Here is a 26006-nt window from a genome sequence, read left to right as displayed (position 1 = left end):
AGTACCAGTACCTGGAATTCCTTTTTTGTTACCCATATATGAATAGGGAAATTTGACGAAACCTATTAATGACAAGACGACAAAAGTCTTGTTATTTTTTTTTACCTCTATGTTAGGATGAAAAAAATGATCTGGAGGGGAGGAAAAAAATTGGGCAAGCCGGGACAAAGCAAGGGTGTAACGATTAAAATAAATGGGGAAGAAAAAGTATTTGCCGATAAAAAGATTGAAAGTCAAGAGGCGGCGAGCGAGGAGCAGGAACAGGAACACACAGATGAGAGTTTCGAATGGATACTCCCTGAGGATTCAAATGAAAACAAGATCGTATTGGTTCCCTCACCGCCAAAGAAGAAAATGCCGAAGCTCATCGGTTTTGGTACCGGTTCACTGAAAAGCTCGGATAAAAGACCAATCAAGACATTCATGATCGCTGTCATTTGTGCTGTTTTTTTTGGGTCGATTCTTGGCTTGATCGCCGTTAAAACGATTACAAAGGAAAAAGCCGAAGTATCTTCGGTCGAGACCCCGATTCCAACCGAAGCCACTGTTGAAGATAAAAAAGCGGCAGTGACTGAACCGGGAAATCAGCTGAAGACATTCCTTGTACAGGGAGGAGTATTCAGCAGCGAGGATGCGGCAAGGCAAATACAAAAGAAAATCATTGAAAAGCAGGTTCCTGCTGAAATTTTCAAAATGGAAGACAGCTATTATCTATTCTTGGGATCGGCAGAGAGTCTAGCTGGAAGTAAAGAGCTGGCCTTGTTCTTAAAGTCATATGATTTAGATGTATATTGGAAGGAAATCAATTTTGAAGCGGCAGGGACAAGCCAAGAAGATGAGGAAACCCTCGACAAGATGAAGACCGTATATGCTTCGTTGGCAGAAACATCCGCAACAAAGCTTCGTGGAAAGGCAGGGACGGTAAACGAAGAAACCCTGAAAAAAAACATGGATGAACTGAAGGCGGGGAAATTATCGCCGGGGTTTTCAAAGTTGAACGATGACCTGACTGCTGCGGCAAAGTCGATTGATGAATATGAGACTTCCAAAAATGAAGAAAAGCTATTCCAGGCTCAAGAAAGTCTTCTGAATTTTTTATTGAATTACCAAAACATATCGAGTTAAGTAAAGAAAAAAGGGGGGCTGCCTAATGGGACAAGCTCCCCAATATGAAACCATCTGTGACACCTTTTTTATTTTCCGGGAAATACTTACAGGCATTTGTCGATTCCTAGTAAACAATAATTGTGGATTGCACCATTATTTGATAGGATAGATATGTATCTCCCTATGTAAAGAAAGGTGACTTTTATATTATGCAGCCATTGATTTTAGCTTCTTCATCACCACGTCGTAAAGAACTTCTGCAATTTCTTCAAATCCCCTTTGAAAGCATGAATTCCAATGTTGATGAAAGTATTGATGAAAACATGTGTCCTGATGCAGCGGTGAAAGAACTGGCATCCCGTAAAGCGGAAGCCATCGCAGCAAAGTTTCAGGAAAGCTGGGTAATCGGCTCGGATACCGTTGTTGTCCTTGATGGTGAGATTTTGGGTAAGCCGGCAAGCCGGGCGGATGGAAAAAGAATGCTGGAAATGTTATCAGGACGGACACATGAAGTATACACAGGTGTCGCCATCCTATTCGGCATGCATCGCAGAGTATTCGCAGAAAAAACGGAAGTGACATTTTGGGAGCTGCCAGAAGCTGAAATCGAACGTTATCTGGATAGCGGGGAACCTTTTGACAAAGCTGGCGGCTATGGGATCCAAGGATACGGATCTCTTCTTGTCGAACAAATCAAAGGGGACTATTTCTCAGTCGTCGGGCTTCCGGTCTCAAGACTGGCCCGGGAACTTAAAGCGATGCAGGAAGAGTTAGGATAGCCTGATTTCCACTGGCATCTTCCCTTTTTTAAGGAAGGGTTGATCTATTGAGCGAAAAAATGTTAATACGGGATTACCCGAAAGAAGAGAGGCCGCGCGAAAGGTTTCTGCAGGACGGGCCGAGAAGCCTCTCCAATCAGGAATTGCTTGCTTTGCTTTTGAGGACGGGTTCAAGGGAAGAATCTGTCCTGCAACTATCCGGCAGGCTCATCAATTCCTTCAAGGGCCTGCGCCTGCTAAAAGAAGCTTCTGTGGAAGAACTGATCGTGATTAAAGGGATTGGTGAAGCAAAAGCGATACAAATCCTGGCCTCTGTCGAACTTGGCAGGAGAATTAACAATTTGAATGATCAAGACCGTTATGTGATTCGTTCCCCTGAAGATGGAGCTAATTATTGCATGGAGGAAATGCGGTTTCTATCACAGGAACATTTCGTCTGCCTCTATTTAAATACGAAAAATCAAGTGCTTCAAAAAACTACGGTATTCATCGGCAGCCTCAATGCCTCGATCGTGCATCCACGCGAGGTCTTTAAAGAGGCTTTCAAAAGGTCAGCTGCCTCTATCATTTGTCTTCATAACCACCCCTCCGGAGACCCCTCTCCCAGCAGAGAAGATATTGAAGTGACGAAAAGGTTAGTCGAATGTGGTAAAATAATCGGGATTGAAATATTGGACCATATCATCATCGGGGAGCATAAATATGTTAGCTTGAAGGAAAAAGGTTATTTATGACACTATCAAAATTTTTGACGATACGATATAATATTGTTTATGATTTTTAAAAGAGGAAACTTTTTCAAAACTCTTATTGTCAAAAAACGACAAATTATTATTTGAACTTATAAAAAGGCATTTTTGTTTACGAAAGGGAGATACCATAATGTTTGGAATTGGAGCTAGAGATATAGGGATTGATTTAGGAACGGCGAATACGCTTGTCTATGTGAAGGGAAAAGGCATCGCAGTACGTGAACCATCGGTTGTAGCTGTGCAAACAGATACAAAGCAAATCGTTGCAGTCGGAAACGATGCGAAAAACATGATCGGCCGTACACCTGGTAACGTGGTTGCCCTACGCCCGATGAAGGATGGAGTAATTGCCGATTATGAAACGACGGCTACCATGATGAAGTACTATATGAAGGAAGCTCAAAAGAAGGGCGTATTCGGCAACAAGCCATATGTCATGATTTGTGTGCCTTCTGGAATTACGGCAGTTGAGCAGCGTGCAGTCATCGATGCAGCTAGACAAGCTGGGGCCCGTGACGCATATCCTATCGAAGAACCGTTTGCAGCAGCGATCGGTGCGGACCTTCCTGTTTGGGAGCCTACAGGAAGCATGGTCGTTGATATCGGCGGAGGAACGACGGAAGTGGCCATCATTTCACTTGGCGGAATCGTTACAAGCCAATCGATCCGTATTGCCGGTGACGAAATGGATGATGCCATTATCGTTTACATCCGTAAGAACTACAATTTGATGATCGGTGAGCGTACTGCTGAAGCGATCAAAATGGAAATTGGTTCTGCTGGAGACACGGATGGCGTAGAAAACATGGAAATTCGCGGCCGTGACCTATTGACTGGATTACCGAAAACGATTGAAATTACAGCTGAGGAAATATCCAAAGCATTAAGCGACACCGTTTCTGCAATTGTGGATTCCGTGAAAAACACTTTAGAGAAAACACCACCTGAATTAGCCGCTGACATCATGGACAGAGGCATTGTACTGACAGGCGGGGGTGCTTTGCTGCGCAATTTGGATAAAGTCATCAGTGAAGAAACGCAAATGCCGGTGATCATCGCTGAAAATCCGCTGGATTGTGTTGCGGTCGGAACGGGAAAAGCGCTGGACCACATTCATTTATTCAAGACTAAATCAAGAGATTCGCGATAAGCATTACTTCTCAAATAGGGCCGGCTCAACAAAAGGTGCAATTTTGAGCCGGTTTTTCTTATGTTTTGCTGTTTAATTAAATCCATAGAGTAAATTTTTAGATAGAGGTGTAAACACCATGCCACAGTTTTTTAATAAAAAGCTCCTTCTCTTGCTCGTTAGTATTATCGTTCTCGTGGCATTGATCGGTTTTTCATTAAGGGAGAGAGAAGAGTTGACCTGGCCGGAGCAATTCCTGAAAGATACGACAGGCTGGGTCGGAAATGTGTTTAATAAGCCAGTATCGGGTATAACAGGTTTTGTAGGGGGCTTAAAAGACCTTCAACATACATACGATGAAAACAAAAAATTGAAAGCCCGCTTGGATGAATATGTATTATTGAAAACCCAAGTCCAAGATTTAAAGGAAGAAAATGAAGAACTTCGCGATAACCTCAAAAAAGAAGATGACCTGCGGAAGTATTCGCCCACTCAGGCGACGGTCATTGGGCGTAATCCCGACCGCTGGCATGAAATGCTGACGATCAATAAAGGGAAGCGTAATGGGGTAGAAAAAAACATGGCTGTCATAACGTCCAATGGGTTAGTCGGTAAGGTGAAATCAGCGACGGATTTCACGGCCTCGGTTCAACTTTTAAGTTCGATCGACAAAGCCAACCGTGTCTCGGCCATCGTTCAAGGTGATGATAAAGCATATGGCTTGATTGAAGGGTTTGATGATAAGAAGAACCTTTTGCTGATGAAACGGATTCCATATGATAAAAAGATCAAGAAAAATTCATTGGTCATCACATCCGGTTATGGAGGAATCTTTCCGAAAGGTCTGCTGATCGGGAAAGTTGTCGATGTCAAAGTGGATCAATATGGATTGAACCAGACTGCATATATTGAACCTTCGACGGATTTTTATGATATTAATAATGTCATGGTCGTTCAGCGTGAAGTGGACGGTGTACCGAAAGAAAGTGAAGGGGAGGATGAAGCTGAGTGAGATATTTCATCCTTTCTTTTATAGCCTTGGTTTTTTTTGTTTTTGAAAGCATCTTCGCCCAGATGTTCGCTGGAGATGCATTCGGGACCGACAAAATCCTCGTGCCCCATTTCATGATGATATTCGTTTTTTTCCTGACCATGTACGGGTCCAGGAAAATGGGTATGCTTTATGGGGCGATTCTTGGGTTGACTTATGATGTCGTATATACGGAAATCCTTGGAATTTACATGTTCCTGCTGCCTTTTCTTGCCTATCTGATATCGAAAAGCATGAAGATCCTGCAAAATAATATTTTGGTTGCCTGCCTTACTGCGCTTTTATTCACGGCAGTTTTAGAGGTTGTCATCTTTCAGATGAATATCATCCTGTCATTTGCAGATATGGGATTTGGTGAATTTGCGGAACGGAGATTGATCCCGACATTATTATTGAATCTCGCATTCATTATTATCAGCTGCTATCCTTTAAAGAGAATGATTGAAATGCTTGATTTGCAAGGAGAAACGGAATAACGTCCCTGTGTCTTAAGAAGCAGGTGGGAAATGTATTTTCTCTTTTCCGTGTACGTAGAAAAAGGAAATTTGTTTTCCTGTGTCGAATTATATTTCATTGAGGTGAAACAAACGTCATGAATAAAAGAATTCAGCAAAATGTCATGATTAAGGGAACAAAAGACGGGTTTATGCTTCATCTCGATGATTCTTGCTCATTTTCCGAATTATTGAAAGAGTTAGAAGTGAAGCTTTCGGCAAACTATCAGTTTCAAGAAAATGACCCGTCCATTTCCGTAAAAGTACATACAGGGAACCGCTATCTTGATGAACAACAAGAAGAAAAGATTAAAGAGGTCATCCATAAAAAGAAGAAGCTTTTCGTAGATGAGATGATTTCGAATGTCCTGACGAAGGATGAAGCGAAACGATGGAAAGATGAAAACCAAGTGACGACCGTGACCAAGGTGATAAGGTCGGGACAGGTTTTTGAAGTTCCAGGTGACTTGCTGTTAATTGGGGATGTCAATCCCGACGGAACGGTTCGTGCGGGTGGCAACATATATATCATGGGACAGCTAAAGGGAATAGCCCATGCCGGATATAAAGGGAATAATGAGGCCATCATAGCTGCCTCTGTCATGAAACCTGCCCAGCTGCGCATTGCCGGACAAGTGAATTTATCTCCTGACCAATATACAAAATGGGGACATGACTTGGAATGTGCCTTCATGGATGAAGAAGAAAATATCATTATAGAAAAACTGCAAGTTTTAAAGAAATATAGACCTAATTTAAATAGATTAGAAGGGGGTCTCTAATCGTGGGAGAGGCAATAGTTATAACATCCGGTAAGGGTGGTGTCGGGAAAACGACCACCTCCGCCAATTTAGGAACATCTTTAGCTCTTCTAGGCAAAAAGGTTTGCTTGATTGATACGGATATTGGTCTTCGGAATTTGGATGTGATCATGGGATTGGAGAATCGCATCATCTATGATTTGGTCGATGTTGTCGAAGGGCGCTGTAAAATACACCAGGCGCTCATTAAAGATAAACATTTCGAGGATTTACTTTATCTGCTTCCAGCTCCGCAAAATAGTGATAAAACAGTAGTGAATGAAGAGCAGATGAGGAAACTCATAAGCGATTTGAAGCCTGACTATGATTATGTCATCATTGATTGCCCTGCAGGCATTGAACAGGGCTTCAGGAATGCCATAGCTGGGGCAGACAAGGCGATCATCGTTACGACTGCAGAGAGACCGGCTGTAAGGGATGCTGACCGTATTATTGGCCTGCTTGAAAAAGAAGAGCATATTGAACCGCCTCAATTGATCATCAACCGGATACGCGGCCATTTGCTTCATGAGGATGAAGAAATGGATATCGATGGAGTTACCGATTTTCTTAAGATTGATTTGATCGGAGTCATTCCTGATGATGACCAGGTTATTGTGGCAGCGAATAAAAAGGAACCCATTGCCTATAATCCGGACAATAGAGTCTCGCTTGCCTATCGGAACATTGCCAGAAGGATCCTTGGTGAATCTGTGCCCTTGACTCCAATTGGCAGCGAACCAAAGGGCTTCATGTCCAAATTGAAAAAATTCTTTAGCGTGCGGTAAATCTATATACCATATCAAGAAGCGGGAGCATTCGATGCCTCGCTTTTTTTTTATGCTGTGCGATGTAAATAAAAAAGGCAAGCCGTATGCCGGCTTGCCTGTTCTATAATGCTAAAATGCAGCGGGTTATCCGCGTCTTCCGCCTCTGCCGCCGCGTTTTGATTCAGTGCTGCGTTTAAGAGTCGATAAATTTTCTTCACTAGTCTTTAAAAAGCGAACCATTTTATCTTCGAAATTTTCCTTTGGTTGGAAATTACCTTTTGAACGAAAATCTTTAGAACGGCTATCCCCTTGGCGTGGTGGGCGTTTGGTATAAGAAGAGGTTTGCCCTTCGGGTCTATCTATAGCCTTTTTGATGGACAAGGCAGTTTTTCCGTCTTTCTCACTAATCACTTTTACTTCAATTTGGTCGCCTACTTTAAGATGGTCATTTACGTCTTTTACATAGCTATCTGCTACCTCACTGATATGCACAAGACCTGTTGAGCCTCCTGGTAATTCTACGAATGCTCCAAAATTAGTGATACCTGTTACTTTACCTTGTACTTTGCTGCCTATTTCGATTGACATAAAAAAATGTTCCCCCTCAATAATGTTAAAACCACTTTATTATAACAAATTCAGGGGAACAATATCAATCTCAATTATTCGAGTTTCTGAATCGATACCCGGATTTCCTTGGAAATTCATAAGTTTCCGGATGATTTTCATTGGGAAAAATTTTTTCAGGATGTGCAGAAAGAAAATCTTTTCTCCGTCATAGTCTGGACAAGTTGCTCATACGTTGTAATATAGCGCTTTGACATGAGCAGGGGGGGAATCTGGAATGGATGATCGCAGGAAAGATATCCGAAATCGTATCGCCAAGAGACGCAAGTTTAATGATAAGCCGGCAGGAAGCAGCAGTTGGACGGAGATCAACAATGAGGAACCATATGGGATTGATTCATATAACGGGTATTCCGAGAAAGATCATCCGCTCTTCAAGAAAGAATATTTTTTCTTTAAAATCCTTGCCAGTGTATGCCTGTTCCTGATTGTCGCGGTGATGTTCAAACACCCTTCTGTGCGGCTCGACCCTGCCAGAAGTTTTGTCACGGAGAACATGAACAGGGAATTTCAGTTCGCTTCAATCTCCAACTGGTATGAAAGTGCGTTTGGTAAACCAATCGCTTTTTTACCGAATGATGCCGATACGGAAACTGTTGATTCGAATGAAGAATATGCAATGCCAGCCTCTGCAAGGATTACCCAAACCTTCGAGACGAACGGTGAGGGAATCATATTGGAAACGAGCAAAGGCTCAAAGGTCGAGGCGGTCAATGAAGGGGTAGTCATTTTTGCCGGTGAAAAGGAGGGGATCGGAAAGACTGTCGTCATTCAGCATGCCAATAAAAGTGAATCTTGGTATGGGCAGCTGGAGGGAATTGATGTGAAATTGTATGAGTTCGTTAAAAAGGGCAATGAAGTCGGACAGGTTACACTAAGTGAAGATGGATCCAAGGGCAGATTTTATTTAGCGATAAAAGAAAATGATGCTTTCGTCGATCCTAAAAAGGTGATTTCATTTGAGTGAATATGGGAAATTACTGTTTAAAATCAGGGTGCACCCGACATTGTGGTTTGTCATTGGCATCGCCATCCTCACTGCCCATTTCGTTGAAATGATGATGCTGCTGCTCATCGTCTTCATTCATGAAATGGGGCATGCTGTCTGTGCCCAGCACTTCAAATGGCGGATAAAGTCAATCCAGCTGCTTCCTTTTGGCGGGGCTGTCGAGACTGAGGAGTACGGAAATAAGAGTTTGAAGGAGGATTTGGCGGTGGTGCTTGCCGGTCCGCTTCAACATGTTTGGCTCATTGGTGCAGCTTTTTTGCTCTATTTCTTTACTATTATCCCCTATGAGCTGTATCAGCCCTTTTTGTATATGAATCTTATGCTGCTGGTTTTTAATCTGCTGCCAATTTGGCCCTTGGACGGGGGACGGCTGTTATTCATCGGTGTATCCCTATACTGCACATTTTTGGAAGCGCAGAAGCATACACTTCACTTTTCTGCAGTATTCGCTGTCCTGGCTTTTTTGACCTGGATCATTCTGGATCCGCTCAATTTGAACATCTGGCTCATCACCTTTTTCATATGTCTCTCACTCGTCATGGAATGGCGGCAGAGGTATTATGCGTTCATCCGCTTTCTTTTACAGCGCCATTACGGGCATACGAATGATTTGGCGAAACTTAAGCCGATATCGGTGGATTCACAAGAACCGATTTATAAAGTGCTGGAACTGTTTCAACGCGGTTGTAAACACCCCGTCATCATCATGAAAAACGGGAAAGAGAGCGGCTCGTTGGATGAAACGGAAATTCTTCACGCCTATTTTTCAGAGAAAATGACAAACGGGAAAATCGGCGACCTATTATATTCTTATTAAATATGTTATCCTTTCTTCAAATTGAGGAGAGGATTTTTTTTGATGAAAAAAATGATCGCGAACCTAGCTTCACGCGAAAAAAGAGTGGCCGTACTTGAGAATGGTGTTTTACGTAAACTTGAAATCATGCCGCCTCAAAAGCGCAGTACGGTCGGTAATATTTATCTTGGGAAAGTGACGAAGGTGTTACCGGGAATGGATGCCGTCTTCATTGATTATGGTGCAGAGAAGAATGGTTTTTTACACCGTGACGAGATTCCCTCTTTCCAGCTTACAAAAAAAAGTGATGGGAATGCATCCATCAGTCAATTTGTCCGTCAGGGAGAAAAGCTGCTTGTTCAGGTGACTCGGGATGAAACGGGCACAAAAGGGGCTAAATTGACTGGGTTGATCGAGTTTTCAACAGATTCCCTCGTATACATACATGGAATAGATTATGTTGGTGTTTCAAAGAAATTCAAAAACGATGATCTTCAGAAGCAGTGGCGGGAAACGGCTTTGCAACATAAAAATCCTGATGAGGGATTGATTGTCCGCACTTCGATGGAGAACGAAAGTGAATCGGTATTCCTTGACAGGTTAACTGGATTGCGGGAGCTTCATAAAGGGCTTGAAGTCAAGGCTTCGTCCCTCAAGGCCCCGTCCCTTCTCTATGAGAGGGACGCATACCTTGAAATGATCATTTCCGAAATGTCGGGAACGGCGACCGGGGAACTTGCCATCGATGATTTCGAAGCTTATCGGGAGTTGAAAAAGTGGATACAGGAAAACCGTAAGGAGTGGGAAATATCCCATATACCTGGTCCGAAGAATATTTTTTCCGAATGGAATGTGGAAGCGCAAGTTGAGAAAATAGCCAAGAAAATCGTTTGGCTTGAGAATGGCGGATATTTAATTTTTGAAGAAACGGAAGCTTTCACCGTAATCGATGTCAATTCAGGTAAGTTCACCGGCAAGGTGGCGAAGGAAGCAACCTTGTTTGCGGTTAATCAGGCTGCGGCGAAAGAGGTAGCACGTCAACTGAGATTGAGGAATATCAGCGGAATCATCTTGATAGATTTCATCAATATGGATAGCTCACGGCATGAGCAGGAAATCATTGAAATCGTTAAAAAGGAAGCGGTGAGGGATGAGAAGCGGATCCAGGTCATCGGCTTTACGGAACTGGGCATTTTACAAATGACGAGAAAGCGAACCTCCCCATCTTTAAGTGAAATGACGACGGTGCCTTGCCCTGTGTGCAGTGGAAGCGGTAAAATCGAGAGCCCGGAAACGGTGGCCTTCCGGTTGGAACGTGAACTGCTGGAACACAGGAAGACGGATGATGAAGCGGTCTGGGTGGAGGTCAGTAAAGCGGTGGCGGAAGTGCTGCTTGGTGAAAAGGAAACATATCGGCCGACATTGGAGGAATTGATCGCTAAAAAGATATTCCTGTCTTTAATCCCAGGTTCGACGAATGCCTATTCCATCAAGCGATTCGGAAGCATTCAGGAAATCGGGCGGGCTTTTCAGTGAAGAGAGGGAATTCTTATAAATATATTGACAGCCTTTCCTGTTTCATGTTAGGATTTTAATGTTATGTTTGTAGCACCCGTGCTACAACCGCTCAACATCAGGTCCTAAGCTTTTGCCTTTCCGGTAAAACGCCTGTGATTGGCGAGTCTGAGACATTTAAGGAGGTGCAAGTATGTACGCAATTATCGAAACTGGCGGTAAACAAATTAAAGTAGCAGCTGGCGAAGCGGTTTACATTGAAAAATTAAACGCAGAAGCAGGCGAAACTGTTACATTTGACAAAGTTTTATTCGTAGGTGGCGAAGACGTGAAGGTCGGTGCTCCACTAGTTGAAGGCGCTACTGTAACAGGTACTGTCGAAAAACAAGGTAAGCAAAAGAAAATCACTGTTTTCAAATACAAAGCGAAGAAAAACAATCGTAAAAAACAAGGTCATCGTCAACCATACACTAAAGTTGTTATCGAAGCAATCAACGCGTAAGGGCTGATTCTAGATGATCAAAGTTGTATTTGATGCTCCGCAGGAACGGATTGCTTCGTTCACCTTAAGCGGACATGCTAATTTTGCTAAAAAAGGTTCTGATATCGTTTGTGCAGGTGTATCGGCTGTTTCCTTCGGGGCAGTCAATGCAATCTTGTCCTTAACGGACGTAGAGCCTGAGATTGAGCAAGGGAGAGAAGGCGGCTATCTTCGCTGCGTCATTCCGGGGAATCTTTCGCCGGAATCGGAAGAGAAGGTTCAGCTGCTTTTAAACGGAATGCTCATATCGCTGCAAACCATCGAACGTGATTATGGTAAATACATGAAAATTATCCTCAACCAATAGGAGGTGGAACAAATGTTAAGATTAGATCTTCAGTTCTTCGCTTCGAAAAAAGGAGTAGGTTCTACAAAGAACGGACGTGACTCAATCTCCAAGCGTCTTGGCGCTAAACGTGCAGATGGTCAATTCGTATCTGGTGGTTCTATCCTTTACCGTCAACGCGGAACAAAAATCTATCCTGGTGAGAACGTAGGCCGTGGTGGAGACGATACTCTATACGCTAAAGTAGACGGTGTTGTTAAATTCGAACGTTTCGGACGTGACCGTAAAAAAGTAAGCGTATATCCAGTTGCACAAGAAGCATAATTGGCATCTTTGAACAGAGGCTGACTCAAAAGGGTCTGATTCCTTCTACAAGACACTATATACCGCGTCATTTTTAATAATGGTATGCTATATAGTGATGAAGGGGTCCGGCCCTTTATTTATACTATAGGAACGAACCAGCATTTTGCAGGAGACTTTAGTCATTAGTATAGGGAAAACAACCTCTGACTTACAAAAGGCTCGCCAATAGGCGGGCTTTCTTATACTTTCAGGGGGGAAATCCGAGATTACTCATCCATCCGATTTGGTTAAACCAAATAGACACTCCAATTCAACTATAATATCTCCAATTGGTGCATAAATAAGGCCCATTCTCTTTTTTAGTTCAAATGGCTCTACCATCGTCCAAAGAACTCAGGGTGTGCGGCTGTATTTTTTGGACGGGGGCTTTCATGTGAAGGCATGTGAATCGAGCTTCATTTCCTGTTTGTTGTTTTTTTGATATACTGTACAAATGGAAGTATTCAACATGATAGAGCTGAAAAAAGTTTCTTTATCATAATTGAAGGTGTTAATAATGGATAAAAATTGGACGACTATTGAAACTCTGCGTCAAACCAGGCATGACTGGCTGAATAAAATTCAAATCATCAAAGGGAATCTGGAGTTGAACAGAATTGATCGTGTCAAGGGCATCATTGATGAAATCATTGTTGAAACCCAGAATGAAGCACGACTCTCCAGTTTGAATTTACCTAAGTTCACCGAGATGTTGTTGACGTCGAATTGGAATAATGGATCATTTTATTGCGAATATGAAATCATTGATGTTTTTGAAGGCTCAACCGAGATGGACGGGCTGATGTATCGCTGGACTAACGATTTCTTCAAAATTCTGGATAAAAACCTGGATCCGTTTTTTGAAAATATACTGGCTGTTTCTATGTGTAAAAAAGAAGTGAGCGATATGCACTGTACATTTCATATGCAAGGCAGGTTCATTGATCAATCCCTAGTGATCGAGTTTTTGGAAAGTTCATTAACGGCCGAGCAATCAATTGAAATTCTTGAATGTAATGAGGATGAAATATTTTTTAAGATGGATATTAACTTTTAGAGAAGTATACAGCAAGAATTGACTTGCAGAAAACAAGGAAGTGATAGCATGTTTGTCGATCAAACGAAAGTCTATGTAAAAGGCGGAGACGGTGGTAACGGGATAGTTGCTTATCGTCGTGAGAAATTCATACCTAAAGGCGGGCCTGCTGGCGGAGATGGCGGTAATGGGGCCAATGTCGTGTTTGAAGTGGAAGAGGGCTTGCGTACATTAATGGATTTCCGTTATCAACGTCACTTTAAGGCACCTCGCGGAGAGCATGGCATGTCCAAAAACATGCATGGTGCTGCTGCAAAGGATATGGTCATCAAGGTTCCACCTGGCACCGTTGTCATTGATGATAAAACAAAGGAAGTCATTGCTGATTTAGTTGAGCACGGGCAACGCGCCATTATCGCCAAAGGTGGCCGCGGAGGCCGGGGAAATTCCCGTTTTGCCACGCCTGCCAATCCTGCACCTGAAATCGCGGAGAATGGCGAACCAGGCCAAGAACGCGATATCATCATGGAATTGAAACTGTTGGCTGATGTCGGTTTGGTTGGTTTCCCAAGTGTAGGGAAATCCACTTTGCTATCCGTCGTATCCGCAGCAAGACCTAAAATTGCCGAATATCATTTTACGACGATCGTACCGAACCTCGGAATGGTGGAAACGGAAGATCACCGAAGCTTCGTCATGGCCGATTTACCTGGTCTGATCGAAGGTGCTTCAGAAGGAGTGGGACTTGGACATCAATTCCTGCGCCATATTGAAAGAACGAGGGTAATCATTCATGTAATCGATATGTCTGGTCTCGAAGGTCGGGACCCTTATGAAGACTACCAAACAATCAATAAAGAATTGGAAGAGTATAACCTGCGCTTGACTGAACGTCCGCAAATCATTGTTGCAAGTAAAATGGATATGCCGGACTCAGCAGATAACTTAGCTGCATTCAAAGAAAAGCTGGAAGAAGACTATCCGGTCTTCCCGATTTCTGCCGTGACGCGTGAAGGGATCCGTGAGCTTCTTTATGCAATTGCTGATAAAATCGAAGAAACGCCTGAGTTCCCTCTTGATCATGAAGAAGAGAATACTGGAATCCATCGGGTTCTATATAAACATACATCACAGTCTGATGAATTTAACATTGAACGCGAATCCGATGGCAGCTTTGCCGTATCAGGATTCAAGATCGAGCGTCTATTCAAAATGACTGACTTCACCCGTGAAGAGTCCGTACGTCGTTTCGCGAGACAGCTTCGTTCATTCGGAGTCGACGAAGGCCTTCGCCAAAAAGGTGCGACAAATGGCGATATCGTCCGTATCCTTGAATATGAATTTGAATTTGTTGATTGATTGTAAACCATGATGGCAGGCATAAGGAGGCGTGCGGAGTTTGAATAAGGCCGATCAGAAATTTTTCCTCGTTCGAGAGGATGTCCTTCCCGAAGCGATGAAAAAAACACTGGAAGCAAAAGAAATGATTGAACGAGGAAAAGCAGAATCAGTTTGGGAAGCGGTACAGCGAGTGGACCTAAGCAGGAGTGCTTTTTACAAATACCGTGACACGGTTTTTCCGTTTCATACAGTTGTTAAGGAAAAGCTGATTACACTGTTCTTCTATCTCGAAGATCGTTCTGGTACTCTATCGGAGCTCTTACGGCTCGTCGCCTCATCCGGTTGCAACATCATGACCATCCACCAAACGATTCCTTTACAGGGACGTGCAAATGTCACCCTATCCCTGAATACGGGTGGGATGACGATGGATATTGATGATTTGCTTACTAAACTGCGTAAAATGGAGTTCGTCGAAAAAGTCGAAATCATTGGTAACGGCGCATGAAAACAGCCTGTACATTTCACATGTACAGGCTGTCAGTCTATAGACAAAAGGTTTCGAATTGGTCTAATTGATCCTGAGAGTGGCTGCAATGTGAAAGGTGAACGAACAAAACAGTTTGCCTGTTCGTTTCTTCTGGCGCAGACCGTAATGGATTGGTGTTGGGGACGATAGTGGCACCGCGAAATAATCCGGAAGCTATCATTAAGATACGATAGAAAATCTGTTCAAACAGAGGTCACTTTGCCGAACATTGAGAAGTCAGGCACTTATCATGGAAACCGTAACCTAAAGACCAACGGGTCCTAGTAATCATTTCAAGTTGATCTCGCTGAATAGATAAAGTTGATTGGAACGTAAGGTACGAGACTCCTGCGGGAAAAGTGCGTCCAAGGGAGCCCGCGGAATGCGAGTGCCTGGAGCGGAAATCAACGGTCAAAGTTTAAAAACCTAAAACAGCCTGAAGACAAACTCATTTATTATCGGGTTTGTCTTCAGGCTGTTTTCATTTGTAAGAGGAAATTACCGATTAACTATTGTAAAAAATCAGAAAATGGCATAACATAAACAATAGATTTTCCGTGAAAAGGAGTTTATAATATGACATCAAAAATTGCATTTCTTGGACCAAAAGCAACGTTCACGGATTTAGCTGTATCGCGACTATTTCCTAATGATATAAAAATACCGATGAACACGATTCCGGATTGCCTCGATGCCGTTCGGGACGGGGAAGTGAATCACGCGCTCGTGCCGATCGAGAATGCTTTGGAGGGTTCGGTAAATATAACGATGGATTACTTAGTCCATGAAGTCACATTGCCGATGAAAGGCGAAGTCACGATTCCAATCCAACAGCATTATATGGTGCATCCGGATCATGCATATCCTGGTTTCAAACCTGACATGGTTTATTCGCATTCCCATGCCATCGCTCAATGCCGCAAATTTCTACATAATGAGCTAAGGGGCATTCCGTATGAGTATGTCACATCCACAGCAGCCGCTGCGAAGATGGTGATGGAGAATCCCGATATCAATATTGCTGCAATTGCAAATGATATGGCTGCAGAGGTGTACGGTTTGACGATTGCAAAACATAATATTCACGATTACGAGCATAATCATACCAAGTTTATCGTCGTATCCAACAGTGAAGTCGACTATGAAGGGCATTTGACCGTTGAAGGGGATAAGAAAACGACCTTGATGATTCAGCTGCCTGCCGACCACTCAGGGCAGCTGCACCAAGTGCTTTCCGCGTTTTCCTGGAGGAAACTTAACCTTTCCAAGATTGAATCAAGACCCATGAAAACAGGATTAGGCAATTACTTTTTCATCATCGACATAGAAATGTCCCTTGACGATGTCCTCATCCCAGGAGCAATCTCTGAGCTCGAGGCCTTAGGATGTACGGTTTCGATCATGGGAAGCTATTCATGCTTTAAAGTACAAACTGGTGTACCGCAACGATAATCATTTGAGAAATTTTATCAAAAATGATAAGGTACAACATCGGCTGAGTTTTATCCAATGAATACGAAGGTGCCCCGGAAGTTTTCCCGGGGCATTTTTTTTTGTGAGTTTTCGTTAAGGTTTGTATTTCCATTAAGTACAAGTTCCTAAAATGGTTGGCTGTCATTTTATGAAATATAGAAATAGGCAGAATGATTTTGGATGAAAACTGATTCAGTGGATGCAGCTTTTTAATCAAAAATGCAGAGAGAGGGTGGTGGTCAGCAGAGATGGATAGTCAATTCAAAGAAACTTTCGGTTCTTGGACTCAAGTGATAGGAACCGTTATTTCAGCTGTTGCTGGTACACCATCCAATGTCTTGGACGAAGAATTTCGTAAGAACTTGGATTTGATTGGAAATGAACTTCAAGCAACAGGAAATGCCTTATTGGCGGACGCGGAAGAAACCTGGTCTCTGGATAAATTCGGCAATATAATACAGGCGATCGGGAATTCGACTGTTATCTTAGGCTTAGTCATTGATTTTGATGAAATAACGAAACAGGAATTAATCATCAAAGGCAATCTGATTCAAGCATTGGGAGGTGGAACCGCTTTGGCGGGGGCATACGAAAATCCGGATGAACCGGAGCAGGCCTTCAATGCTACGGGGAATTTGTTGCAGGCGATTGGGAATTCGATGCAAGCGATAGGTGGAATTGCCGAACTTAAAAATAGCCTTCTAGAAAAAGACCAAGAAAAGGATCAAGAACAAGAAGAACAAGATAAGGAGCGGGAACTGCAAAAATATCAATATCCTTATTTGGAAGAGAAGCAATCTGATGCTGAGCTAATCCAAATGATGGGAGGCTGGATACAGGCGGTCGGTTCCGTCATTAGTCTTATTGGGCAGTTGAGAAGTAACGAAGATGAAGACTCCGGGGATGGCAGCTCGAATGAAAGCAATTCCAATGATGAGTCAGCATGAGGGCCAATAAAAAAAATCCTCAAAAGAGTTGGCTTTTGAGGATTTTTCGTTCATTCAATCGACTAAAATGCCGGCATCCCTCAAAGCACACTCCGCTTCGTCGAGCAGTTCTTCGGATGATGCGCTCAGTGTATGGAGATGAATGCCGCTCGTTAGTTCCGATAAAAACGATGCATTCGTTGCCGTCACCCTTGAAAGGAATTGCTGGACCTCTTTACGGCTGCTGACCATGATGGAAGCGGTCAGGTCACCGTATACGGGGTGCTCGATTTTGACATCTTTCACCGTGATGCCGATATCCACTAGTAAATATAGTTCTTCTTGGGTCCGGGAAGGATCGTGTTGGCAAGCAATGATCCTTTCCGGCTTTTGCGTGCTCCCCGTTTGTAAGTAAAGATAGCCTTGGCTTGTGGCAATGATAGGTTCATTCCGCGCTTTCAGAAGGGTTATGTCACCAACGATAACCTGCCGGCTTACATTCGTTATCTGCGAAAGCTCGCTGCCTGTTACAGGCTCTGCGCTTGTTTGCAATAAATGTAAGAGTTTCGTCCGTCTTTCTTCCCCAAGTAATTTCTTTCTTTCCATAAACATTCACCTCTTTAATTACAAACATTCTAACATAGATTGGAGGGTTTTATCGAATGGCAACTATTCCTTCGATGCAGTCCGCCAACTTGTGAATGTCGTCGGCCGTCGTGTTTTTGCCAAAGGAAAAGCGGACGAATTGATGGGCTTCATCTTCGCTTTTTCCAATGGCCATCATCGTTTTTGAAGGATCCTGTTTGCCGATTTGACAAGCGCTTCCCGTCGAAACGGCGAATCCTTTCTGGTTCAATTCCAGCATGATGTACTGTCCTTGCAATCCAGCGAAAGTCAGAGCCAGAATGTGAGGCAATTGCTCGTTTTTTGCTTCGATGATTTGAAAATTGATTTTCCTTTCCGTCAGCCGTTGAATCAATTGCATCCTAAGTGCGGAAATCCGTTTTCGTTCATCTTCCATGATATCGCCCAATTTCTTAGCAGCGGTTACGAAGGAAGCTATTCCAGGGACGTCCACTGTTCCTGGTCGGAAACCATATTCATGAGTGATATTGGGTACAGAAGCCTTCAACTGATGGATGGCCGGGAAAATGACGGCCCCAGTCCCTTTTGGACCATAAACTTTATGACTGGAAACGGATAGTCCATCACATGAGGCGGCTATCTTGCCAAGCGGTAATTTAGCAAATGATTGAACACAATCCACATGAAAAAAAGCCTGTTTTTTTCGAACGATTTCACTTATTTGCTCAATCGGTTGAATGACCCCGATTTCCGAATTCACATGTTGCACAATGACTAAGCATGTTTTCTCCGACATGCTTTCCTGCAGATGTTCAATATCAACACGGCCATCTTCCAAATGCCGTAAATAGGTAACCTCGAAGCCATCTTGTTCAAGCTTCGCCACGCAATTGGCAAGAGATGCATGTTCAGTTTTGCTTACAATCAAGTGGTTCTGCCAGGATGGTTTCGAAGCGATGAATGTATCTATCGCAAGCATGTTGCTTTCTGATCCGCCGCTCGTAAAGATGATTCCTTCCTTTTTTATGTTCAGCATTTCTGCGAGTTGCTGCCGTGACATATCCAATAAACGTGCCGCTTCAGAGCCAATATCATGCAAACTGCTCGCATTCCCGAAAAACTTCCGGGAGGCTTGACTGAATACGTCGAGAGCCTCCTCATCAATCGGGGTTGTAGCGGCATAATCCAAATAAATCAAGAAATCACTTCCATCCTTTAATCTTAAAAAACTCTTGATAATAGTTTAATAATATGTAAATATAGTTGTCAAGACACCTGTCATAAACAGGAGGAATGAAATAATGGTAAAAGCGGAAATCATCGTGATAGGCAGCGGGATTGCTGCCTTGAAAACGGCATTGGAAGCAAGTGAACATAAGCATGTGATACTCATCACAAAATCAAATATCCGTCATGGTAATTCATATTTAGCTCAGGGCGGGATTGCTGCTGCAATATCTGATCGTGACAGAGTATCTCTACATAAAAAAGATACGCTGACGGCCGGTCAGAGATATAACAAAGTGAAGGCAGTGGAAAAACTCGTCGAAGAGGCACCTTCGGTTATAGCTGAACTTATAGAATCGGGTATGCGATTTGACCATGATCATGACGGAACTCTATTGCTTGGCATGGAGGGCGCCCACAGTGAACGAAGAATCCTCCATAGTCACGGGGATGCTACCGGAAAGTACATCATGGAACATCTTATAGGGTGCTTGAAAAAATCATCGATTACTGTGATGGAGAATGTTACTGCAGTGGAGTTGATCATCGGGAAAGATGATTCTTGCATAGGTGTCAAAACACTTGATAAGGCAGGGGAACTCGTAACCTATCATGCTGAACAGACGGTTTTGGCAACAGGCGGCTGTGGTTCCCTATACCATTTCACTTCAAATTCACAAACGGTTTCAGGTGATGGAATCGCACTTGCATTCAAGGCCGGTGCAAAAGTTCGTGACATGGAATTCATACAGTTCCATCCGACCCTGCTTTTTGTAAATGGCAAAGCTCAAGGTCTGGTATCAGAAGCGGTTCGCGGGGATGGTGCGAGATTAGTGACGGAAATGGGAAAGCCAATCATGGAGGATGTCCATAGCTTGAAGGATCTAGCTCCAAGGCATATTGTGGCACAGACGATTTTTTCTTATATACAGCGCGGTGAAAAGGTATTTTTGGATATTTCGATGATTAAGGATTTTAAAAATCGTTTTCCGACAGTGACCTCATTATGTGAAAAAAGCGGACTGGACCTTCAATTGGGGAAAATCCCGGTTGCACCTGGAAACCATTTTCTAATGGGAGGGATTGAAGTGGATGAATCGGGGCAGACCTCAGTACCTTCTTTGTATGCAGTTGGTGAAGTGGCATGCACGGGTGTACATGGTGCAAACCGTTTGGCAAGCAACTCCCTTCTCGAAGGACTGGTTTTTGGAAATACGCTAGGACGTTTCCTTGCTAAATTGCCGGCAAGGTCAATACCGGAAGAAAAAGACCAGTCCAAGAGTTCCAGCCAAATTTCCTTTTTACCTGATTTCACGACATTGCAGGAAAAATTAATGAAAGAAGCGGGAATCGTTCGAAATGAAGCGGGTTTAACTCGACTGAAGGATTATCTTGAGACTTTTAATATCGAAAAATTGCTGCAAATGGAAGTAACGGCATTATCGAAACAAGAGATAACGAAAATCAATGCCATAATCGTGGCGTGGCTGATTGCCGAATCCGCATTGACCAGGACGGAAAGCAGGGGCGGTCATTTCCGCAGTGACTATCCAAGTGAAGATGACACCCAATGGCTTGAAAATTCGGTTATCCTTGCTTGCACGGATGTGAAAAACCGACAAGGGAGACGACTATATGAATATATTGAAGCTTAAGCAGATGCTGCAACAATTTTTAATGGAAGATATAGGTGAATGCGATGTAACGAGTGATACGATTTTTGATCAAGGTGAACAAGGAACTTTGACATTCATCGCAAAAGAAGGCGGGGTCTTTAGTGGAGGGGACGTCATCAAGACGGGATTTGCATTGTTGGATGAGCAAATCGAAGTTTTCGTTTTTGTTCAAGAAGGCGAAGTTTTTGAAGAAGGACAGCAGCTTGCAAAAATGACCGGTGATATGGCCTCTCTTTTAAAAGGGGAACGTGTTGTTTTGAATTTAGTGCAGCGTATGTCCGGCATTGCCACACAGGCTCATAAAGCTGCCATGATTTTAGCGGGGACGAAGACGAGAGCTTGTGATACGAGGAAAACTACACCAGGACTGCGGATGCTTGAAAAATATGCCGTCCGTTCCGGCGGGGCATACAATCACCGAAATGGTCTGTATGATGCAGTCATGATAAAGGACAACCATATTTCTTTCGCTGGGTCGATAACGAAAGCGGTTCAAACGGTAAAATCCAAACTGGGACATACCACTAAAGTGGAAGTGGAAACGGAATCACCACAACAGGTGCTTGAAGCAGTGGAAGCCGGTGCAGATATCATCATGTTCGATAACCGGAGCCCCGAAGAAATCAAGCAACTGATTAAATTGGTTCCCGCCCACATCATAACTGAAGCTTCTGGAGGGATCCATTTAGACAATCTAGCCTCATATCGGGAAACAGGAGTGGATTATATTTCGTTGGGCAGCTTGACGCACAGTGTCAGGGCACTTGATATTAGCGCAAAGGTCAAAGAACGTGAGGGGATATTGAAATGAACATATTGGAGATGGCTAAAACAGCAGGAAATACTTTGCCTGAAAAGTATAAAACGATGACAAAGGAAGAGATGGAGAGTCGGGTCCATGACATCAAGAAACGACTGGGGAACCGTCTTTATATCCCCGGCCATCATTATCAACGGGAGGAAGTCATTCAATTTTCGGATTCAACGGGGGATTCACTTCAATTGGCTCAGCTTTCCGCGCAAAATCGCGAAGCGGATTATATCGTGTTTTGCGGCGTGCATTTCATGGCTGAAACAGCAGATATTTTGACGGAAGAAGGGCAGACGGTTATCCTTCCTGACATGCGTGCAGGCTGCTCCATGGCGGATATGGCGGATATTGAACAAACGGAACGGGCGTGGTCAAAGCTTCAGGATTTATTTGGTGATACGATCCTTCCGCTGACTTATGTTAATTCCACTGCGGCCATCAAAGCTTTTGTAGGAAAAAATGGCGGGGCGACGGTGACTTCTTCCAATGCACAAGGGATGGTCTCGTGGGCCCTCTCGCAAAAAGAAAGAATCCTTTTTCTTCCCGATCAGCATCTTGGGAGGAACACAGCCTTTGACCTTGGAATCCCATTGAATGAAATGGCTGTTTGGGATCCGCATAAGGATGAATTGATCTATGAAGGGGAACTGGAAGATCTGAAGGTACTTCTTTGGAAAGGACATTGTTCAGTCCATGAAAATTTCACTACGGCGAATATTGAAACGCTTAGAGCGGAGCAGCCTGAAATGAATATCATCGTTCATCCCGAATGCCGCCGTGAGGTAGTCGCCCTGTCAGATTATGCGGGTTCGACATCGTACATCATAAATATGATCGAAAGAGCAGAACCAGGTAGTTCCTGGGCAATCGGCACGGAAATGAACCTTGTCAAGCGACTTATCGCCAATAATCCTGACAAGAACATCATCTCGCTAAATCCGAATATGTGTCCATGCCTTACAATGAACCGGATTGATCTGCCTCATCTGCTGTGGGCGCTTGAATCCATTGAGGAAGGTATAATCATCAATCCGATAAAAGTGGAGAAGAGCATTGCGGATAATGCCATCCTGGCTTTAAACAGAATGCTGGAACGCGTTTGAGTTAGTGCTTTCCAAAAAAAGATTTTGGATCATAAGAAAAAAGGGGTAAGACACCCAGTTAGTCGACCTAATGGGGTTTGAAATGGTCTTATCCCGAATCCCTTTTCACGATTTATCACGGGGATTATTTCCTTGATTTTAAAAACCAGACGTAGTTATCCTCATGTATTTTTTCTGTTTTATATAGCTAAAATCAGCGGGAACGTTGTTTATTTAGGGTTTTGGGGAGCTTGTCCCCCTTTTACTGAAGACAAATTCGAAGAAAAGCGAGTTTACTTGCAGTTTTTCATGTCAAAGATTGCAGTTGATAGGAACGGAAGGTACGAGACTCCTGCGGAAATGCGAGTGCCCTACGTTCCAATCAACGTTCAAATTTTACTGTTTTAAGAACCTTTATAGGCTATTCGTTTTAAATGTATTGCCTTCATTTATATCACCGGATTTAAATCCTTTATTGAACCACCGTTTTCTCTGTTCGGATGTACCGTGCGTGAAGCTGTCTGGAACCACGTAACCCTGTGCCTTTTTTTGGATACGGTCATCTCCCACACCACTTGCTGCATTCAAGGCTTCCTCAAGATCGCCTTCTTCAAGCAAATTCTCTCCTTGGGCATGATGCGCCCAAACTTCAGCCAAATAATCGGCCTGTAATTCAAGACGGACAGAATACCTATTATATTCAGTTTCGCCGACCTTTGACCGATCTGGCATTTCCTTTTCCGTTGTCCCTAAAAGTGTTTGAACATGATGTCCTACTTCGTGGGCAATGACATAAGCCATGGCGAAATCCCCGGGTGCCTGGAATTCTTGCTTCAACTCTTGATAAAAGCTGAGATCAATATATAGTTTCATGTCACCAGGACAATAAAATGGCCCTACCGAAGAAGCTGCCATCCCGCATGCCGATTCGACACTACCTGAATAAAGGACAAGCTTAGGTTCCTTATATTCCAGTCCGTTTTTACGGAATTCTTCTGTCCAGACCTGCTCCGTTTCTGCAAGGACGACAGATACGAACTGCGCAAGTTCCTTTTCTTCATCAGTTTCGACATAAGAGCTGCCATTGTTCGATTCAGTAGAATTCAAGCTGCCTAGCAAATCACTTGGATTACCGCCAAGGAGCGTCACGATCAAGACAATTGCCAATCCGACCCCTCCGCCGATTCCGGCCATGCTTTTTCCGGTCATGCCTCTTTTGTCCTCGACGTTCGAGCTGGCCTGTCTACCTTTCCATTTCATTATGATTCCCCCCAGGAATGTAAGATAAGTACCTGAATAAAGCCTTAGGCATTTACTTTCTTATACCCGGATTTCCTTCAGTTTAGACAGAAGCTTGAAAGAAGCGTTTCAGACCATGATGGCTTCCTAACTAAAAAACCATTGCTTCCTTTTCTTGGAATGAATGCATGGGGCCAATATCTAATAATGGAATTGAATTTCCTTTTTGAAGAAGTCATATCATTTATTTCTTCTCCAAAAAAGTAGCTTCCATGTCCCTAAATCATTGATCCAATCATAAAAGTCATTTTTCACGCATAAGTTTTCATGATAAAAATAATAGCATTTCACCCACTGCTTCATAGAATATATGGACATATGCACAGGAGGGGTTAACAGCGTGAAAATTCATATAGTCCAAAAAGGCGATACACTTTGGAAACTCGCCAAAAAATACGGCGTAAGTTTTGAAGAACTTAAAAAAGTTAACGCGCAATTGAGCAACCCGGACATGATGATGCCCGGAATGAAAATTAAAATACCAGGGACATCCGGAGCTGTAATAAAAGAAACGGGTAAACCGAACGTGAATATTCAGCAGGGAATGAAAGAATCCCAAATTCAACCATATCAGGCTCAGCCAGCACCTATGAAAGAGCAGCAAATTATGCAAAAACCGGCAGTAAAAGAACAGCCGAAATTTCAACAGCCGGTAAAAGAACAGCCAAAATTTCAACAGCCGGTAAAAGAACAGCCAAAATTTCAACAGCCGGTAAAAGAACAGCCAAAATTTCAACAACCAGTAAAAGAACAGCCAAAATTTCAACAGCCTGTAAAAGAGCAGCCAATCGTTCAACAACCAAAAAAAGAGCAGCAGATCGTTCAGCCAAAGCCTATCATTAAAGAAAAGCAAAAAGTCGTTCCAAAAGAAATGCCGGTGCCGATGCCGGTAATTCCGGAAATCGATGTCAATAATTATTATATGGTCAACATGACCAATATGAGTGTGCAAAAGCCTCCTGCACCACCACCATTACCAAAGAAAAAAGAAGAGCCTGCAGTCACTAAAAAGAAGAAGAAAAAGCCAGCTGTACAGCCAGCTCATGATGAGCCGGAGGATGATTGTATTCCAGTAACGCCTATCCTGCCTGGAAGCGGTTATTGCATTCAACCGCCACCGTGGGCGCATATGCACATGCAAGGCATGCAAGCCCCTTACCAAGGCGTTCAAGGGTATCAGGCAGCTCCGGAAATGCATGATTATCAAATGATGGAAGAGAGCTCTGATATTTGGGAAGAATCTCCTGACATGCAAATGATGGATCAAGGATTTGTCCAAGGGGCGAGCATGTATGCACCAAGCCAGCAATATTATCCATATCAAGCCTCCGCACCGGTTCCGCACCATTATTATGGAGGGATGAATCAACAACCTCAAGCAGGTTCATATATGCAACAAGATTATGAGTCACCAGGCGAATCGCCTTCATACAATCAAAACTTCCCTCAGCATTTTTCCCAGACTGCCGGTGAGGAAGAGGAAGATTGCGGTTGTAATAAGGGGCTACTTGGAACTTATGGGCCGGAAGTGAAGGGGCAGTATCAGGGCAACCAAGGGATGGATGCCAATGCACTTCACCATCCGGATTATCACCAATATCAATCCGTTCAATCACAGCAACAGGTCCCAGGGATGTCACCTAAAGAGTCCCAGATGGGAATGGAGATGCAATATCAATTTGATGATGAGTCAGTAGAATCGCCTCAACAAGATGAAGGATTCATGATGATGGGCGGCCAAAACGGAGGCCAGCCAGGTATGATGATGGGCGGCCAAAACGGAGGCCAGCCAGGTATGATGATGGGCGGTCAAAACGGAGGCCAGCCAGGTATGATGATGGGCGGCCAAAACGGAGGCCAACCAGGTATGATGATGGGCGGTCAAAACGGAGGTCAGCCAGGTATGATGATGGGCGGTCAAAATGGAGGCCAGCCAGGTATGATGATGGGCGGCCAAAACGGAGGCCAGCCAGGTATGATGATGGGCGGTCAAAACGGAGGCCAGCCAGGTATGATGATG

26 protein-coding genes, 1 pseudogene and 1 other annotated feature are annotated in these 26006 nt (G+C 43.6%); of the genes and pseudogenes, 23 read left to right on the top strand and 4 right to left on the bottom strand.

Features of this window, described 5'->3' with window-relative positions:
* Positions 1 to 150 precede the first annotated feature (150 nt).
* The 8 genes from ACIQYG_RS01750 (at position 151) to minD (ending at position 6900) form a co-directional block, all read left to right on the top strand.
* Positions 151 to 1125 (top strand): hypothetical protein, encoded by a 975-nt coding sequence (locus ACIQYG_RS01750; protein WP_402835218.1) that lies wholly within the window; start codon positions 151 to 153, stop codon positions 1123 to 1125.
* Positions 1126 to 1316: 191 nt separating this feature from the next.
* Positions 1317 to 1886 carry a Maf family protein gene (locus tag ACIQYG_RS01745; protein WP_402835217.1) on the top strand — a complete coding sequence of 190 codons (570 nt, stop codon included), beginning with the start codon at positions 1317 to 1319 and terminating at the stop codon, positions 1884 to 1886.
* A gap of 59 nt (positions 1887 to 1945) precedes the next feature.
* Complete coding sequence (gene radC, locus ACIQYG_RS01740; protein ID WP_402835485.1) at positions 1946 to 2620, top strand: RadC family protein; 675 nt, start codon at positions 1946 to 1948, stop codon at positions 2618 to 2620.
* A gap of 148 nt (positions 2621 to 2768) precedes the next feature.
* Positions 2769 to 3788, top strand: a complete 1020-nt coding sequence (locus ACIQYG_RS01735) for a rod shape-determining protein (RefSeq protein ID WP_402835216.1) — start codon at positions 2769 to 2771, stop codon at positions 3786 to 3788.
* 118 nt (positions 3789 to 3906) lie between these two features.
* Entirely contained in the window at positions 3907 to 4779 is an 873-nt protein-coding gene (gene mreC, locus ACIQYG_RS01730; protein ID WP_034308869.1) for a rod shape-determining protein MreC, read from the top strand.
* The gene (gene mreD / locus ACIQYG_RS01725) at positions 4776 to 5294 is read left to right on the top strand and encodes a rod shape-determining protein MreD (protein WP_402835215.1); all 519 of its coding nucleotides are present in this window, start codon (positions 4776 to 4778) and stop codon (positions 5292 to 5294) included. The genes mreC and mreD overlap by 4 nt, the downstream gene beginning before the upstream one ends.
* A 116-nt stretch (positions 5295 to 5410) precedes the next feature.
* Entirely contained in the window at positions 5411 to 6094 is a 684-nt protein-coding gene (minC, locus tag ACIQYG_RS01720) for a septum site-determining protein MinC (RefSeq protein WP_063232834.1), read from the top strand.
* Positions 6095 to 6096: 2 nt separating this feature from the next.
* Complete coding sequence (minD, locus tag ACIQYG_RS01715) at positions 6097 to 6900, top strand: septum site-determining protein MinD (protein WP_402835214.1); 804 nt, start codon at positions 6097 to 6099, stop codon at positions 6898 to 6900.
* A gap of 126 nt (positions 6901 to 7026) precedes the next feature.
* Here the strand turns inward: minD and ACIQYG_RS01710 are convergent, their stop codons facing one another.
* Entirely contained in the window at positions 7027 to 7470 is a 444-nt protein-coding gene (locus tag ACIQYG_RS01710) for a S1 domain-containing RNA-binding protein (RefSeq protein ID WP_034308861.1), read from the bottom strand.
* A 256-nt stretch (positions 7471 to 7726) separates the two neighbouring features.
* On the opposite strand from ACIQYG_RS01710, the gene ACIQYG_RS01705 reads away from it, so the two are divergent.
* The 11 genes from ACIQYG_RS01705 (at position 7727) to ACIQYG_RS01655 (ending at position 17327) form a co-directional block, all read left to right on the top strand.
* Positions 7727 to 8476 (top strand): peptidoglycan DD-metalloendopeptidase family protein, encoded by a 750-nt coding sequence (locus tag ACIQYG_RS01705; protein ID WP_402835213.1) that lies wholly within the window; start codon positions 7727 to 7729, stop codon positions 8474 to 8476.
* The gene (locus tag ACIQYG_RS01700; RefSeq protein WP_402835212.1) at positions 8469 to 9335 is read left to right on the top strand and encodes a M50 family metallopeptidase; all 867 of its coding nucleotides are present in this window, start codon (positions 8469 to 8471) and stop codon (positions 9333 to 9335) included. The genes ACIQYG_RS01705 and ACIQYG_RS01700 overlap by 8 nt, the downstream gene beginning before the upstream one ends.
* Positions 9336 to 9377: 42 nt before the next feature.
* On the top strand, positions 9378 to 10850 hold the full coding sequence (locus ACIQYG_RS01695; protein WP_402835484.1) for an Rne/Rng family ribonuclease: 1473 nt from the start codon (positions 9378 to 9380) through the stop codon (positions 10848 to 10850).
* A gap of 75 nt (positions 10851 to 10925) precedes the next feature.
* Positions 10926 to 11009: a sequence feature (ribosomal protein L21 leader region), on the top strand.
* 13 nt (positions 11010 to 11022) lie between these two features.
* Positions 11023 to 11331 carry a 50S ribosomal protein L21 gene (gene rplU, locus ACIQYG_RS01690; RefSeq protein WP_034308849.1) on the top strand — a complete coding sequence of 103 codons (309 nt, stop codon included), beginning with the start codon at positions 11023 to 11025 and terminating at the stop codon, positions 11329 to 11331.
* A 13-nt stretch (positions 11332 to 11344) separates the two neighbouring features.
* On the top strand, positions 11345 to 11677 hold the full coding sequence (locus tag ACIQYG_RS01685) for a ribosomal-processing cysteine protease Prp (RefSeq protein ID WP_402835211.1): 333 nt from the start codon (positions 11345 to 11347) through the stop codon (positions 11675 to 11677).
* A gap of 12 nt (positions 11678 to 11689) precedes the next feature.
* Complete coding sequence (rpmA, locus tag ACIQYG_RS01680) at positions 11690 to 11980, top strand: 50S ribosomal protein L27 (protein WP_048688955.1); 291 nt, start codon at positions 11690 to 11692, stop codon at positions 11978 to 11980.
* A gap of 538 nt (positions 11981 to 12518) precedes the next feature.
* Positions 12519 to 13058, top strand: a complete 540-nt coding sequence (locus tag ACIQYG_RS01675; RefSeq protein WP_402835210.1) for a Spo0B domain-containing protein — start codon at positions 12519 to 12521, stop codon at positions 13056 to 13058.
* A gap of 48 nt (positions 13059 to 13106) precedes the next feature.
* Positions 13107 to 14396, top strand: a complete 1290-nt coding sequence (obgE, locus tag ACIQYG_RS01670; RefSeq protein WP_402835209.1) for a GTPase ObgE — start codon at positions 13107 to 13109, stop codon at positions 14394 to 14396.
* A 40-nt stretch (positions 14397 to 14436) separates the two neighbouring features.
* A complete protein-coding gene (locus ACIQYG_RS01665) occupies positions 14437 to 14886 on the top strand; it encodes an ACT domain-containing protein (RefSeq protein ID WP_402835208.1) in 450 nt (149 codons plus the stop codon).
* 597 nt (positions 14887 to 15483) lie between these two features.
* Positions 15484 to 16359 (top strand): prephenate dehydratase, encoded by an 876-nt coding sequence (gene pheA / locus ACIQYG_RS01660; RefSeq protein WP_402835207.1) that lies wholly within the window; start codon positions 15484 to 15486, stop codon positions 16357 to 16359.
* Between the two features lie 269 nt (positions 16360 to 16628).
* Positions 16629 to 17327, top strand: a complete 699-nt coding sequence (locus ACIQYG_RS01655; RefSeq protein WP_402835206.1) for a DUF6944 family repetitive protein — start codon at positions 16629 to 16631, stop codon at positions 17325 to 17327.
* Positions 17328 to 17381: 54 nt separating this feature from the next.
* On the opposite strand, the gene ACIQYG_RS01650 is transcribed toward ACIQYG_RS01655, so the two are convergent.
* Entirely contained in the window at positions 17382 to 17912 is a 531-nt protein-coding gene (locus ACIQYG_RS01650) for a transcription repressor NadR (protein WP_101222780.1), read from the bottom strand.
* 49 nt (positions 17913 to 17961) lie between these two features.
* Positions 17962 to 19089 (bottom strand): IscS subfamily cysteine desulfurase, encoded by a 1128-nt coding sequence (locus ACIQYG_RS01645; RefSeq protein ID WP_402835205.1) that lies wholly within the window; start codon positions 19087 to 19089, stop codon positions 17962 to 17964.
* 103 nt (positions 19090 to 19192) lie between these two features.
* On the opposite strand from ACIQYG_RS01645, the gene nadB reads away from it, so the two are divergent.
* From nadB to nadA, 3 genes are read left to right on the top strand one after another with little or no spacing between them, the layout of a single operon-like run.
* On the top strand, positions 19193 to 20773 hold the full coding sequence (gene nadB, locus ACIQYG_RS01640; protein ID WP_402835204.1) for an L-aspartate oxidase: 1581 nt from the start codon (positions 19193 to 19195) through the stop codon (positions 20771 to 20773).
* Positions 20754 to 21605: a carboxylating nicotinate-nucleotide diphosphorylase gene (nadC, locus tag ACIQYG_RS01635; protein ID WP_402835203.1), complete on the top strand. Its 852-nt coding sequence runs from the start codon at positions 20754 to 20756 to the stop codon at positions 21603 to 21605. Before nadB ends, nadC begins: the two co-directional genes overlap by 20 nt.
* Positions 21602 to 22708 carry a quinolinate synthase NadA gene (nadA, locus tag ACIQYG_RS01630; RefSeq protein ID WP_402835202.1) on the top strand — a complete coding sequence of 369 codons (1107 nt, stop codon included), beginning with the start codon at positions 21602 to 21604 and terminating at the stop codon, positions 22706 to 22708. Before nadC ends, nadA begins: the two co-directional genes overlap by 4 nt.
* A gap of 393 nt (positions 22709 to 23101) precedes the next feature.
* Here nadA and ypfJ read toward each other — a convergent pair whose 3' ends face one another.
* Positions 23102 to 23947 (bottom strand): KPN_02809 family neutral zinc metallopeptidase, encoded by an 846-nt coding sequence (gene ypfJ / locus ACIQYG_RS01625; protein ID WP_402835201.1) that lies wholly within the window; start codon positions 23945 to 23947, stop codon positions 23102 to 23104.
* 379 nt (positions 23948 to 24326) lie between these two features.
* On the opposite strand from ypfJ, the pseudogene safA reads away from it, so the two are divergent.
* Positions 24327 to 24474: pseudogene (safA, locus tag ACIQYG_RS01620) on the top strand (SafA/ExsA family spore coat assembly protein); the annotation flags it as partial.
* Positions 24475 to 26006: the final 1532 nt, after the last annotated feature.

Source organism: Peribacillus sp. NPDC096622, assembly GCF_044762665.1.
GTDB lineage: Bacteria > Bacillota > Bacilli > Bacillales > DSM-1321 > Peribacillus > Peribacillus frigoritolerans_B.
The sequence above is the reverse complement of the archived record's forward strand: the minus strand, read 5'-3'. Positions and strand labels throughout refer to the sequence as shown.

What these genes read in the sequence shown, in the direction of transcription:
- nadC (WP_402835203.1), top strand. Translation starts at nt 20,754, where the DNA reads ATGAATATATTGAAGCTTAAGCAGATGCTGCAACAATTTTTAATGGAA.
- minC (WP_063232834.1), top strand. Translation starts at nt 5,411, where the DNA reads ATGAATAAAAGAATTCAGCAAAATGTCATGATTAAGGGAACAAAAGAC.
- ACIQYG_RS01655 (WP_402835206.1), top strand. Translation starts at nt 16,629, where the DNA reads ATGGATAGTCAATTCAAAGAAACTTTCGGTTCTTGGACTCAAGTGATA.
- obgE (WP_402835209.1), top strand. Translation starts at nt 13,107, where the DNA reads ATGTTTGTCGATCAAACGAAAGTCTATGTAAAAGGCGGAGACGGTGGT.
- mreC (WP_034308869.1), top strand. Translation starts at nt 3,907, where the DNA reads ATGCCACAGTTTTTTAATAAAAAGCTCCTTCTCTTGCTCGTTAGTATT.
- ACIQYG_RS01685 (WP_402835211.1), top strand. Translation starts at nt 11,345, where the DNA reads ATGATCAAAGTTGTATTTGATGCTCCGCAGGAACGGATTGCTTCGTTC.
- ACIQYG_RS01675 (WP_402835210.1), top strand. Translation starts at nt 12,519, where the DNA reads ATGGATAAAAATTGGACGACTATTGAAACTCTGCGTCAAACCAGGCAT.
- rplU (WP_034308849.1), top strand. Translation starts at nt 11,023, where the DNA reads ATGTACGCAATTATCGAAACTGGCGGTAAACAAATTAAAGTAGCAGCT.
- ACIQYG_RS01705 (WP_402835213.1), top strand. Translation starts at nt 7,727, where the DNA reads ATGGATGATCGCAGGAAAGATATCCGAAATCGTATCGCCAAGAGACGC.
- nadA (WP_402835202.1), top strand. Translation starts at nt 21,602, where the DNA reads ATGAACATATTGGAGATGGCTAAAACAGCAGGAAATACTTTGCCTGAA.
- ACIQYG_RS01710 (WP_034308861.1), bottom strand. Translation starts at nt 7,470, where the DNA reads ATGTCAATCGAAATAGGCAGCAAAGTACAAGGTAAAGTAACAGGTATC.
- pheA (WP_402835207.1), top strand. Translation starts at nt 15,484, where the DNA reads ATGACATCAAAAATTGCATTTCTTGGACCAAAAGCAACGTTCACGGAT.
- ACIQYG_RS01745 (WP_402835217.1), top strand. Translation starts at nt 1,317, where the DNA reads ATGCAGCCATTGATTTTAGCTTCTTCATCACCACGTCGTAAAGAACTT.
- ypfJ (WP_402835201.1), bottom strand. Translation starts at nt 23,947, where the DNA reads ATGAAATGGAAAGGTAGACAGGCCAGCTCGAACGTCGAGGACAAAAGA.
- ACIQYG_RS01650 (WP_101222780.1), bottom strand. Translation starts at nt 17,912, where the DNA reads ATGGAAAGAAAGAAATTACTTGGGGAAGAAAGACGGACGAAACTCTTA.
- rpmA (WP_048688955.1), top strand. Translation starts at nt 11,690, where the DNA reads ATGTTAAGATTAGATCTTCAGTTCTTCGCTTCGAAAAAAGGAGTAGGT.
- ACIQYG_RS01695 (WP_402835484.1), top strand. Translation starts at nt 9,378, where the DNA reads ATGAAAAAAATGATCGCGAACCTAGCTTCACGCGAAAAAAGAGTGGCC.
- ACIQYG_RS01735 (WP_402835216.1), top strand. Translation starts at nt 2,769, where the DNA reads ATGTTTGGAATTGGAGCTAGAGATATAGGGATTGATTTAGGAACGGCG.
- radC (WP_402835485.1), top strand. Translation starts at nt 1,946, where the DNA reads ATGTTAATACGGGATTACCCGAAAGAAGAGAGGCCGCGCGAAAGGTTT.
- nadB (WP_402835204.1), top strand. Translation starts at nt 19,193, where the DNA reads ATGGTAAAAGCGGAAATCATCGTGATAGGCAGCGGGATTGCTGCCTTG.